Here is a 12,900-nt window from a genome sequence, read left to right on the forward strand (position 1 = left end):
CGTTTTATCAAACTGCCGTTCTTTCAAAATAAACGGCGCGGGGTTTATAACTGTTCAAGCAAGCCTTTGAGGGTCGGCCATAAGTTGTCTTTCCGCCCGCCGTTCACTTCGGGAAGGGTGGCATCGCGGTGGAAATACCACCAGAAATAGCCGCCGACATAACGGTCTCCCATTTTGGCATACAACGGTTGTTGCAAACCGTAATAGTAATTGGCGATACGTTTTTTCTCTTCCAAAGTAGCCGGTTTTTGTTCATCGCTTTCGTCCTGCGTACCGATTTCACCGATGCCGAACTTGGTAGCCTTACTGAACTGGCCTTTGAAGTGGTTGAATGTTCTTGCCAAATCATTGCTGCTTGGGTGTTGGGCAGGGGTGCAGACAGTTTCATAAATAGAGAGGAAAGCATAGTCTACATTGCGCAGGCTGGCTGGCAGGCTTTCTGCATATTTTGAGGTGGCCTCCCAGTCTTTTTCATAACAATTCGGGCTGGACCAATAATTGAGCGTAAGCGCGGTTTTGCCGTTGCGTTTTTTGACGACTTCGTAAGCAGCCTGTGCTTTGGCGTTGATTTCCTGCGGAGAACTGCCGACCCAGTTGCCGTTGAGTTCGTTACCGATTTCCCATAACGCAACCTTGTCGCCAAAAGCATTCATTGCCCGTGTGGTGCGTCTGCGGATTTTTTCCACGCTGTAGTTCGGCATTTGTTCGGAATCAAGAATCTGCACCATAACATTGGCGTGGGGCGCCAACGCATCCACAACCTTTTTATAAGCCGAAATGTCGTCATCATCCATCACGAGGCGGACTGTCAGTCTTTTCCGGCTGGATTTGATGAGTTTGAGGGTCATATCGAGATTGTCGGTGCTCTCCAAAGTGATGCCGCGTATCGGAGTGGAGAGTTCGGCGGGTTGGGCAAGGGCCGCGCCGCTGAAGGCGAGAAGAAGGGGGAGCAAAATACTGCGTTTCATATTCATATACGGTTCCTGGTTAAGATGAAAACGTTTGAACATATGGCGGCAGTAAAGCCCGCCATCCGAATCGGCAACCAACCGTTGCCTGCCTTGGGACAGAAAAGGGTTACGAAAGTTTTGCAAGTTTGGCAAACTTCCGTTTAGGAATGTTTACATATAAACAAAGGCCGTCTGAAAATTTTTCAGACGGCCTCTTCATGTCATCAGGACCAATCAATAACGTGCCGGAACAGTTCCCATGCGTTGTTTGAGCGAAGTTTGGCGTTCGTTGAACAGCGAGGCGTAGTATGTCGCGTTGGTCATCACTTTTTTCACATAATCGCGGGTTTCTGTAAACGGGATGGTTTCGGCGTAAATCGAACCTTCCAACGGCGTGGCGGCCTGCCAGTTGCGGGCGCGGGCTGGGCCGGCGTTGTAGCCTGCGGTGGCCATCACTTCGTTGTTTTGCAGGCGGCGTTTCGCGTCGGACATATACCATGTGCCCATGCGGATGTTGCCGTCCATCGTGTACAGCTCTTCGCTGTTCATGCCGATTTTTCCTGCGATTTCGCGGGCGGTGGCGGGCATGACCTGCATCAGGCCCTGTGCGCCGACGCTGGACTGCGCGCCCATCGCAAAACGGCTTTCCTGGCGGATGAGGCCGTATACCCATGCGGGATCGATGCCGGCCTGGGTTGCGTAGCGCTCGGTCGTTTCTTTAAACGGGGCGGGGTAGCGCAGGTTGAAGTCCAGCTTGGTATCGGTGCGGTCGGCGCTGTTGATGGCCATGTCGTAGAATTGGTTGTTGAACGCGGCCTGTGCGGCGGCGAGCAGGTTGTCTTCGTTAAAGCCGCGGGTGGCGAAACGCCATTCGGCCTGTGCCTGACGGCGCATTTTCCAATCGCCGCTGGTTTGGCTTTGTTTGAACAGAACCAGTGCGCGGTTGATGGCTCCGTCTTTTTCCATGCGTTTCACGCCGCCTTTTTCCGACGAACCGACGGTGTTGCGCGTGCTGACGCTTCTGCCGAGTTCTTCGGCGGACAAAAGGGCGTAGAAGTTGCGGCCGGACGCGGCGGCTTTTTCATACAGGGCTGCGGCGCGGGTGCTGTCGCCCTGTGCGCTCAGGCTGCGGGCGAGCCAGTATTGCCATGTCGGGTCGTTTTGCAGTTTTGCGGGCATGGTCTGAATGATGCCGGCCAAGTCGTTCCAGCGTTGCAGGCGCAGGGCGGCGCGGGCGTACCATTCCCATTGTTCGTCGCTGAACTGGCCGCGTTCGGCGGCTCGGCTGTAATAGCCCAATGCGGCGGGCATGTTTTGGTTCAACGCCTGATAATGGCCCAATACGCCCCATGCGTAGCTGCTTTGGGCGCGGCTCAGGCCGCTTTCCATGCCCGCGAGCGTGGCGGCTGCGGCGGGGCTTTTGCGTGCGTCTTTGCCGATGACGGACAGCAGGCTGTATTCCTGCGCGCCCTGGCCGCCGCCGTCAAACGGGCTGCCCAGTGCGGCGGCCAGATTGCGGGCGTCGGTGGTCTGGCTGTTGCCCAGTAATCCGCGCACGCGCCGCCAGGCGTCGTCGCCGTTCAGACGGCCTGAAGCGGCCGCGCTTTCGATGAAGCGGGTGCAGCCCTGCGGCAGTTTTTTGGTTTCACGCACCAAATCGGCGGCTTTGGCGTAGTTGCCGCCGTTCAGGTCGGCATAACACTGCACTTCCTGCGCGCGGCCGTCTTTGTCGAGTTTGGCGTATTCCTGTTGGAACAAGGCCCACTGTCCGCGGTAGCCCAGATTTTTCAGCCATTCGTTGCGCACGTTCTCCGCCATTGCACTGTCGCTTGCCTGCGCCAGAAACTGTTGCGGCCATACGTCGTCGCCGCGTTTGGCCGCTTCCAGCGCGCCTTCGTATTGGCTGTAATCGGAAAGGATTTTGGACTGGCTGTCGGCCTTGCGCGAAGGAATGCCGCTGCTCGAAACGTCGACCGTTACCGGCTGCTGCGCGGGTTGGGAGGAGCAGGCCGCCAAAACGGCGGCGGCCGAAAGGGTCAGGGATACGGAGAGTGTGCGTTTTATGTTCATGCGAGCTTTCAGTCTTTCTGTGTTTCTTCGTCGTGAAAATCTGTTGAGGCCGTTATTCTATCTGATTTGCGGCGGGTATATCGGCTGCGAACCAAGATTTACATTTTGAACGTAAAGGCCGTCTGAAAACAGACGGTTGCGTTTTCAGACGGCCTCACGGCGATACGGGGCTTACTGGTTGTCGTGAAATTCGTGAAACTCGTATTGGTACGACAAACCGGCACCTGCCTTTTTTTGCGCCAGATAGTCGGTGTAAACCGCGCGGATTTCCTTACGCAGCAGAAAGAGGGCGATTAAGTTCGGAATGACCATGAAGCCGTTGAACATGTCCGACAGGCTCCACACCAAATCCACTTTGCCCAGCGTGCCCAACACAATCGCGGCCAGTACCAGCGTGCGGTAAATGCCCAAATGGCGGCCGCGGAAGAGGAAGCGGATGTTGGATTCGCCGAAGTAATACCAGCCGATGATGGTGGTGAAGGCGAAGAAGGTCAGGCAGATCGCCAAAAGCTGCGAGCCGAAGCCGCCGAAGGCAATCACAAACGCCTGCTGCGTTACCGCCGCCCCCTGCAAACCCAGTTTGTCGGCATCGGTGAGCAGGATAATCAGCGCAGTGGCGGTACACACCAGAATCGTGTCGATAAACACGCCGACAAACGCCGCCATCCCTTGCTGTACGGGGTGGTTTACATCCGCCGTCGCATGGGCGTGCGGAGTGGAACCCATCCCCGCTTCGTTAGAAAACAGGCCGCGCGCCACGCCGAAGCGCACCGCTTCGCGCATCCCGATACCGGCCGCGCCGCCCAACACTGCTTCCGGATTGAACGCCGCCACGAAAATATGGTTAATCATCGGCGAAATATGGTCGGAAAATTGAAACAGAATCACAACCGCACAGATGATGTAAATCACCGCCATAAACGGCACGACGAATTGGGCGACATTGGCGATGCGGTTGACGCCGCCGACGATGATCAGTCCCGCCAGTGCCGCCAGGCCGATGCCGACCGCCAGTGCCGGCACGTCGAAAGCCACCGTTACCGCCGAAGCAATCGAATTAGACTGGGTCGCATTGCCGATAAAGCCCAGCGCGATAATCAGCGCAATCGAGAAAAAGCCCGACAGGAAACGCGCCGCGCCGCGGCCGATTTTCGGCGTCAGGCCGTGGGTGATGTAAAACGCGGGGCCGCCGATATACTTGCCGTGGCTGACCACGCGGTATTTCTGCGCCAGCAGCGCTTCGGCAAAAATCGTCGACATGCCCAAAACCGCGGAAAACCACATCCAAAACACCGCGCCCGGCCCGCCGGCGGTAATCGCCGTGGCCACGCCCGCGACGTTGCCGGTACCGATTTGGGCGGATACCGCCACTGCCAGCGCCTGAAACTGCGACAATGATTTATGGTCTTTGTCGGCGGGGTCTTTTTTGGCAAACAAGCCGCCGAATACCGATTTGAAACCCGCGCCGAGTTTGGTAACTTGCGGCGCGCCCAGATAGATGGTGAAGAACAGGCCGATGCCGAGCAGGGCATAAATCAGCAGGTAGTCCCACAACACCAGATTGACCGCGCCCACCAGCGCAGACAACATCTCTTCCATAGACAGTACCTCGAAAAAAGGTTGGAAACCTCATCTTGAAAATAAAGTTCGGATTAACGTAAAACGGCCGGAAACTACACCTGCCGCCTTTCCGTTGCAGCCCGCGGCGAAACGGGTATGCCGCCCCATCATACCTTAAATTGTTTACAATTAAAACGAAAAAACAGGTTCCGCTTAACGCCTTCTAACGCTGAGGCGGCCGCGGGAGGCCGTCTGAAAACGGCGGGCGGAGTTTTTGGACGTTGCAATCTTATGCTAGAATCGCAGCTTCGAAATTTAAGCAAAGGCCGTCTGAAAACGGCGGCGGAGGAAAGGAAATCAAATATGGCAGGCCATAGCAAGTGGGCGAATATCCAGCATAAAAAAGCCCGTCAAGATGCCAAACGCGGCAAAATCTTCACCCGTTTAATTAAAGAAATCACCGTTGCGGCCCGCATGGGCGGCGGCGACCCCGGCGCCAACCCGCGCCTGCGCCTGGCTTTGGAAAAAGCCGCCGAAAACAATATGCCCAAAGACAACGTGCAGCGCGCCATCGACAAAGGTACGGGCAACTTGGAAGGGGTGGAATATATCGAATTGCGCTACGAAGGCTACGGCATCGGCGGCGCGGCGCTGATGGTGGACTGCCTGACCGACAACAAAACCCGCACCGTCGCCGACGTGCGCCATGCGTTCACCAAAAACGGCGGCAACTTGGGCACCGACGGCTGCGTGGCGTTCAACTTCGTGCATCAGGGTTATCTGGTGTTCGAACCCGGCGTTGACGAAGACGCGCTGATGGAAGCCGCTCTGGAAGCCGGTGCGGAAGACGTTATCACCAACGACGACGGCTCCATCGAAGTCATCACCGCCCCGAACGATTGGGCGGGCGTGAAAGCGGCATTGGAAACCGCAGGCTACAAATCCGTTGACGGCGACGTCACCATGCGCGCCCAAAACGAAACCGAACTTTCCGGCGAAGACGCCGTCAAAATGCAGAAACTGATTGATGCTTTGGAAGATTTGGACGACGTGCAGGATGTTTATACTTCCGCCATACTGGATTTGGCATAAGCCCGACGACAAACGAAACCTGCCTGCAACTTTCGGGGTTGCAGGCAGGTTTTGTTTGGGCGTTTGAGTCGTATTGAGGCCGTCTGAAAGCCGTAAAACCGTATCGGCGGCTTTTCAGACGGCCTCAACGGCGGCAGTTACGGCTGGGCCGGGTCGGTGAGTTTTTCGTATCCGGGGCAGTCGTCGGTTGTGCCATCTTTGTTGGTCGCCCAAACGATGCCGCTGTCGCTGAGGTGGATGATGCAGTTTTCGTCGGGGTTTTTGTCAGCGTTCGGTTCGGCTTTGAGTTCGAAACCCGCAGCGTCGTTTCTGGTCAGCGAGATGTCGAAATATTCGTTTTGTACCAATGAGTCATTGCTGAAGTCTTTAAACGTTCTTTTCTGCGTATAGTAGCGTTCGAGGGTGCGCGCGTTTTGCAATAGTTCGGAACGCACCGCGGCCAGGCGGGTTTGGCGGATGTATTTGGCGTAGGAAGGATAGGCGATGGTGGCCAGTAGGGCGATGGTAACGATGACAATCATCAGCTCAATTAAGGTGAAGCCTTGCTGTTTTATTTTCATGGTGTCGGTCTTAGAAAAAAGGTTGTATCCCGCCGCCGTCGGCGGGCCGTAATTGCAGTATTATAAAGTCATTTGAAAAGTTATATGTACAGATAAATTCTGAATTTGGGAATTTATGTAAGCAGGATGCAATATTTAGGAAAACCGGTTTTAAAAAAATCTTTTTTAACAATGCGTTATTAATGTATTTTTTATTTCGTGCGCTTGGCTGGGATGTGTATTTACAGTAAAATCCGTGCGTTTTTACCGTTTGGCAGAAATATTTACGGGCTTCGCGGAACCGCTATATTTCGTGGCGGCAGCCGCTTTTATACAGGTATTGGAATATGGTGAAAAAGATAATGAAGTGGGTGGCGATACTCATCGCGGCGGTTGTTGCCGTCTATGCGGTTTGGTCGTTCTTTCAACCCGAAGAACAGGTGAAGTATCTTACCGAAACGGTCAAGCGTGGCAATATTCACCAAACCGTATCTGCCACGGGCGAAATCTCGCCGTCGAATCTGGTAACGGTTGGTTCGCAGGCTTCGGGTCAGATTAAGAAACTGTATGTCAAACTCGGACAGCAGGTCAAAAAGGGCGATTTGATTGCCGAAATCAATTCGACCACTCAAGTGAACACGCTCAATACTGAAAAATCCAAGCTGGAAACATATCAGGCGAAATTGGTTTCCGCCGAAATCGCCCTGAACAGCGCGGAAAAGAAATATAAGCGCGAAGCGGCTTTATGGAAGGAAAAAGCGACTTCCAAAGAGGATTTTGAAAGCGCGCAGGATGCGCTGGCCGCGGCCAAAGCGAATGTTGCCGAGCTGAAGGCTTCCATCAAGCAAACCAAAATCTCCATCAATACCGCCGAATCCGATTTGGGCTATACCCGCATTACCGCGACGATGGACGGTACGGTGGTGGCGATTCCGGTGGAAGAGGGCCAGACCGTGAACGCGGTGCAGTCGACGCCGACGATTATCCAACTGGCGAATCTGGATACGATGTTGAACAAAATGCAGATTGCCGAGGGCGACATCACCAAGGTGAAGGCGGGGCAGGACATTTCGTTTACGATTCTGTCCGAACCGGACGAGCCGATTAAGGCGAAACTCGACAGCGTCGATCCGGGCCTGACCACGATGTCGTTGGGCAGCTACACCGCCAGTACGGACACGACTTCCAACGCGATTTACTACTACGCCCGCGCGTTGGTGCCCAATCCCGACGGCAAACTTTCCATCGGTATGACGACGCAGAACACGATTGAAATCAACGGCGTAAAAAACGTTTTGCTCGTGCCGACGCTGACGATTAAAAAACGCGACGGTAAATCGTATGTCAGCGTTTTGGGCGCGGACGGCAAAGCTGTCGAACGCGAAATCACCGTCGGCCTGAAAGACAGTATGAACACCGAAGTCAAAAGCGGTTTGAAAGAAGGCGAAAAGGTAGTGATGTCGGAAATGAGCGCGGCGGAGCAGGCGGAAGCCGCCCAGCGCGTGATGAAGGGCGGCGGCCCGCCGAGATAAACAGGCAAAAGGCCGTCTGAAAGCTCAACTTCCTGATGGGAACTTGGTTTTAGCTTCGTAAGAAATTCAGCTTCCTGGCGGAAATTTCGTTAACCTCGTTTTCAGACGGCCTTCCCACTCCATACATCATTATCGGTCGGAAACACTTATGAGCTTAATCGAATGTAAAAACATCAACCGCTACTTCGGCAGCGGCGCGAACCGCGTTCATGTCTTGAAAGATGTCAGCCTGTCGATAGAGAAGGGCGATTTCGTCGCCATTATCGGGCAGTCCGGTTCGGGCAAATCCACGCTGATGAACATCCTCGGCTGTCTGGATACCGCTACTTCGGGTTCGTATCAAATCGACGGCATCGAAACCGCCAAAATGGAGCCGGACGAACTGGCGGCATTGCGGCGCGAACGCTTCGGCTTTATTTTCCAACGCTACAACCTTTTGGGTTCGCTGACGGCGCGGGACAACGTCTCCCTGCCTGCCGTGTATATGGGCATGGGCGGCAAAGAGCGTTCCGCGCGCGCGGAGAAGCTGTTGCAGGATTTGGGTTTGGAAGGCAAAGAAGGCAACAAGCCCAGCGAACTTTCCGGCGGCCAGCAGCAGCGCGTCTCCATCGCCCGCGCCCTGATGAACGGCGGCGAAATCATTTTTGCCGACGAACCGACCGGCGCGCTCGATACCGCCAGCGGCAAAAACGTGATTGAAATCATCCAAAAGCTGCATAAAGAAGGGCATACCGTGATTATGGTCACGCACGACCCCGGTATCGCCGCCATCGCCAACCGCATCATCGAAATCCGCGACGGCGAAATCATCTCCGACACTTCAAAAAATCCAGAAATCCCTGAAAGCGGCATAGAACGCATCAAAGAACAAACCTCGTGGTTGTTTTACTACGACCAATTTATGGAAGCCTTCAAAATGTCGGTGCAGGCGATTATGGCGCACAAAATGCGTTCGCTTCTGACCATGCTCGGCATCATCATCGGCATCGCCTCGGTCGTGTCCGTCGTCGCACTGGGTAACGGCTCCCAGAAAAAAATCCTCGAAGACATCAGCGCGATGGGCACGAACACCATCAGCATCTTCCCCGGAAGCGGTTTCGGCGACAGGCGCAGCGGCAGGATAAAAACCCTGACCATTGCCGACGCCAAAGTCATCGCCCAGCAAAGCTACGTCGCCTCCGCCACCCCGCAGACCACCTCCAGCGGCACGCTGACCTACCGCAACACCGACCTGTCCGCCTCGCTTTACGGCGTGGGCGAACAATATTTCGACGTGCGCGGGCTGAAGCTGGAATCGGGCCGCCTGTTTGACGAGGCCGATGTGAAAGAAGACGCGCAGGTCGTCGTGATCGACCAAAACACCAAAGACAAACTGTTCGGCACGGATGTCGATCCGTTGGGCAAGACCGTCCTCTTCAAAAAACGCCCGCTGACCGTCATCGGCGTGATGCAAAAAGAAGAAAATTCCTTCGGCAACTCGGACGTATTGATGCTCTGGTCGCCCTATACGACCGTAATGCACCAAATCACCGGCGAGAGCCACACCAATTCCATTACCGTCAAAATCAAAAACGACGCCAACACCCAAGTCGCCGAAAAAGGGCTGACCGAGCTGCTCAAAACGCGGCACGGCACGGAAGACTTCTTCATGAACAACAGCGACAGCATCAAGCAGGTAATCGAAAGCACCACCGGCACCATGAAACTGCTGATTTCTTCCATCGCCTTGATTTCATTGGTGGTCGGCGGTATCGGCGTGATGAACATCATGCTGGTGTCGGTTACCGAGCGTACCAAAGAAATCGGCGTGCGCATGGCCATCGGCGCGCGGCGCAACAATATCTTGCAACAATTCTTAATTGAAGCTGTCTTAATCTGTATTATCGGCGGTTTGGTCGGGGTCGGACTGTCCACGGCCATCAGCCTCGTGTTCAACCATTTCGTAACCGAATTTCCGATGGAAATTTCCGTCATGTCCGTTATCGGTGCGGTTGTCTGTTCCACCGCCATCGGCGTGGCGTTCGGCTTTATGCCTGCCAACCGCGCCTCACGGCTGAACCCGATTGACGCGCTGGCACAGGATTGAGGTTTTCAGACGGCGTTTGAGTGCGAGAGGCCGTCTGAAAACAGCGTAGGCCGCCGAGCATTGATGCACAACGTGATGCTGACCACGATTAACACAATACATTGCGAAAACAGCCCGAGCGTCGTCCGAACCCGCAACATATAGTGGATTAACTTTAAATCAGGACAAGGCGACGAAGCCACAGACAGTACAGATAGTACGGCAAGGCGAGGCAACGCCGTACTGGTTTAAAGTTAATCCACTATATTTCAGACGACCCCTCCCGAAACAGGCATCTCAAGCCTTCAATACAAGGAAACCTATGGACGTTTACGCAAAATACGCCGCCTACCCGCAAAGCGGCATCGAACAAATCAAAACTTCCTCCGACACCCCCGCAGCCGTATCCGAATACGGCGCAGGCAAACTATGGGATGCGCTGCATTTTGTCCTGACCGGCAAAGGCTCGGACGATGCCGACGCGGCAAACCCGCTGAGCAAAGCCATTATCGGCAACATCCTGCGGCAGGACGAAGAAGCGGGCGAACACACCGGCTGGCTAGACGATACCGAAACCGTCGACGTAGCCCAAGCCCTGGACCAAGCCGACTTCGCCGCGCTGCTCGACGGCAAAACCGCAGCAGATTTTCAAAACAACCAAATCTACCCCGATATTTGGGGCGACGAAAAAGCCTTTGCCGAAACCCGCGCGGAATTGGCGCAGCGGTTTAAAGAACTCGCCGCGTTCTACCAAGCCGCCGCCGAACAGCATTGCGGCGTCGTAGTCAGGATTTCATGATTTCAGACGACGACCTTTTTGAATGGGCAGAGGTCGTCTGAAAAAAGTAGGTCGGATACTTGTATCCGACATAAATTCAAATAAGCAATGGCTTTGCCGTCATTACCGCCTGCGTGGGAATGACGGCAGCGAAAGTAGGGCGGGCTTCGCCCGCGAAAACAAGTTGCTCCATCCGATTGCAGATTTTCAGACGGCCTTCAAACCAAAGGGTAAAACATGAGTCCCGACAAAGTACAACGAAGCAAGCTGAACACGCTGACTGACCTGCCCAATATCGGCAAAGCCGTGGCGGAGGATTTGGCTTTGCTCGGCATCACGCAGCCGCAGGATTTGGCGGAGCAGGACGCTTACGAAATGTACGACCGCCTGTGCAGCCTGACCGCAACCCGACACGATCCCTGCATGATCGATATTTTCCTGTCGCTGGTTGATTTTATGCAGGGGAACGAACCGAAGCCGTGGTGGCATTTTACGGAACAGCGAAAAGCGTTTTTAGCCGATAAACATAGTGGATTCAAATAAAAATACCCATGCCTGTCATTCCCGCGCAGGCGGGAATCCAGACCTTGGCATTTAAAGAATATTTGGGGATGCTGCAATTTCAAACCTCTAGATTCCCGCCTGCGCGGGAATGACGGTAAATGGCACTTCCAATATTGTTCAGACGACATCCCAACCAACCCTCCATGCCGTCTGAAAATTTAAACTGAAAGACACAACATGCAGACAAAACCTTTTTTTCAGACGGCCTTATCCTTGTCGCTCGCCCTTGCCTTAAGCGCGTGCGCCGTCCACAGCACCGACAAAAACCTCACGCTCGAATCGACAGGGCAGGTGATGAGCGCGGCGGAAACCGCCGAACGCTACGACGTGAACGGCAACTGGTGGGAAATCTACCAAAGCCCGCAGCTCAACGCCCTGATGGCGCAGGCTTTGGAAAACAATATCGATTTGAAACAGGCGGCCATCAGCGTCAATAAAGCCCTGTATCAGGCGAATATTTTGGGGGCGGATTTGGTGCCGTCGTTCAGCGGCTCGTTGAGTGCGTCCACATCCAAAAACCTGAAAACCGGCAGCCACGGCAACACCTTCAGCAGCCAGCTCGGCTTGAGCTACGAATTGGATTTGTGGCGCAAACTCAGTGCCACCGCCGACGCGCAAGTCTGGGAATACCAAGCCACACAGCAGGATATGGCGAACACGCGCCTGACTTTGATCAACAATGTCGCCGATGCCTATTTCAACATCGCTTATCTCAACGAAGCCATTGAATTGGCGCAGAAATCCCTCAAGCAATATCAGGAAATCAACCGCATTGCCGATGCCAAGTTCCGCTACGGCAGAGCCGATTCCAGCCAGCCGACGCAGGCGAAACAATCGCTGTTGAGCGCGCAAAACAACCTGATTTCCCTGAAAAACAGCCTCGACACGCAAAAACAGGTTTTACGCAACCTGCTCAACCTCAAACCGAACGAAGCCATCGCCGCCGACCCCATGCAATACCGACTGCTGCCCGTCAAAGGCGTGAACCTCGACGTGCCGATTACCGTGTTGGCGAACCGCCCCGACCTGCGCGCCGCCGAATACCGCCTGCAATCCTCGCTCCAATCCGTCAAAGCGCAAAAACGCAGTTGGTATCCCTCGATTACATTGGGCGCGAGCTTGAGCACGTCGTCTGAAAAAGCCAAAAGCGCATTCAATATCCCGCTGCTGGGCGGCTCCGCCACCATCAACCTGCCGTTCCTCAACTGGCAGACCATGAAGTGGAAAGACAAAACCGCCCAAGCCAATTTCGACAGCGCCAAACTCAACTTTGAAAAAGCCCTGACCACCGCGCTGAACGAAGTCAACACCAACTACCTCGCCTACCAAAACGCCCAAGCCGCGCTCAACAACCAAGAGCAGCGTTACGCCTTGGACAAAAAAAACAGCCGCTACTACCAAGTGCGCTACCAACACGGTAAAAACGAGCTGAAAGACTGGCTCGAAGCGCTGAACACGGAATACGGCTCCGCCCAAACCGTGCTGAACCAGCGGTACGAAACGCTGAAATACGAAAACATGGTGTATAAAGCGATGGCGGGACGTTATACGCCGAAATAAGGATAAGGGGCCGTCTGAAAAATGTTCAGACGGCCTGATGTTTTGTCGTTGCGCCGGTTGTTCGTCCGTTGCCGTCGGCTTCGTGTTTTTGCGGGAGATAATGGGCAAAAAGGATGCGGAAAACCAAAAAAGGCCGTCTGAAATCGGGTTTCAGACGGCCTTTTTGATGACCGATAACCAAACTGAAGGT

At 54.5% G+C, this 12,900-nt stretch carries 10 protein-coding genes and 1 pseudogene; 7 read left to right on the forward strand and 4 right to left on the reverse strand.

What is annotated here, in order from left to right; translation table 11 throughout:
• Positions 1-44: 44 nt before the first annotated feature.
• The 3 genes from ACI43T_RS04215 to ACI43T_RS04225 form a co-directional block, all read right to left on the reverse strand.
• A complete protein-coding gene (locus ACI43T_RS04215) occupies positions 45-974 on the reverse strand; it encodes a Tat pathway signal sequence (protein ID WP_138627938.1) in 930 nt (309 codons plus the stop codon).
• Positions 975-1,184: 210 nt separating this feature from the next.
• Positions 1,185-3,020 carry a lytic transglycosylase domain-containing protein gene (locus ACI43T_RS04220; protein WP_377079588.1) on the reverse strand — a complete coding sequence of 612 codons (1,836 nt, stop codon included), beginning with the start codon at positions 3,018-3,020 and terminating at the stop codon, positions 1,185-1,187.
• Between the two features lie 171 nt (positions 3,021-3,191).
• Entirely contained in the window at positions 3,192-4,619 is a 1,428-nt protein-coding gene (locus ACI43T_RS04225) for an alanine/glycine:cation symporter family protein (protein ID WP_009174640.1), read from the reverse strand.
• Positions 4,620-4,943: 324 nt separating this feature from the next.
• Between ACI43T_RS04225 and ACI43T_RS04230 the strand changes: the two genes are divergently transcribed.
• A complete protein-coding gene (locus ACI43T_RS04230) occupies positions 4,944-5,672 on the forward strand; it encodes a YebC/PmpR family DNA-binding transcriptional regulator (RefSeq protein ID WP_009174639.1) in 729 nt (242 codons plus the stop codon).
• Between the two features lie 137 nt (positions 5,673-5,809).
• Here the strand turns inward: ACI43T_RS04230 and ACI43T_RS04235 are convergent, their stop codons facing one another.
• Entirely contained in the window at positions 5,810-6,232 is a 423-nt protein-coding gene (locus ACI43T_RS04235; protein ID WP_009174638.1) for a type IV pilin protein, read from the reverse strand.
• A 326-nt stretch (positions 6,233-6,558) separates the two neighbouring features.
• On the opposite strand from ACI43T_RS04235, the gene ACI43T_RS04240 reads away from it, so the two are divergent.
• From ACI43T_RS04240 to ACI43T_RS04265, 6 genes and pseudogenes are all read left to right on the forward strand, one after another.
• A complete protein-coding gene (locus ACI43T_RS04240; protein ID WP_009174636.1) occupies positions 6,559-7,743 on the forward strand; it encodes an efflux RND transporter periplasmic adaptor subunit in 1,185 nt (394 codons plus the stop codon).
• Between the two features lie 148 nt (positions 7,744-7,891).
• Positions 7,892-9,829: a MacB family efflux pump subunit gene (locus ACI43T_RS04245; protein ID WP_405385631.1), complete on the forward strand. Its 1,938-nt coding sequence runs from the start codon at positions 7,892-7,894 to the stop codon at positions 9,827-9,829.
• A gap of 94 nt (positions 9,830-9,923) precedes the next feature.
• Positions 9,924-10,160 (forward strand): annotated as a pseudogene (locus tag ACI43T_RS04250) (hypothetical protein); the annotation flags it as partial.
• A gap of 21 nt (positions 10,161-10,181) precedes the next feature.
• Positions 10,182-10,607, forward strand: coding sequence for a DUF1877 family protein (locus ACI43T_RS04255; RefSeq protein ID WP_405385670.1), 426 nt, complete (start codon positions 10,182-10,184; stop codon positions 10,605-10,607).
• 216 nt (positions 10,608-10,823) lie between these two features.
• Positions 10,824-11,129 (forward strand): helix-hairpin-helix domain-containing protein, encoded by a 306-nt coding sequence (locus ACI43T_RS04260; RefSeq protein WP_405385632.1) that lies wholly within the window; start codon positions 10,824-10,826, stop codon positions 11,127-11,129.
• A gap of 198 nt (positions 11,130-11,327) precedes the next feature.
• Positions 11,328-12,710: a TolC family protein gene (locus ACI43T_RS04265; protein ID WP_405385633.1), complete on the forward strand. Its 1,383-nt coding sequence runs from the start codon at positions 11,328-11,330 to the stop codon at positions 12,708-12,710.
• Positions 12,711-12,900: the final 190 nt, after the last annotated feature.

Origin of the sequence: Neisseria oralis (assembly GCF_045062685.1) — a bacterium.
GTDB classification, from domain to species: Bacteria; Pseudomonadota; Gammaproteobacteria; order Burkholderiales; family Neisseriaceae; genus Neisseria; species Neisseria oralis.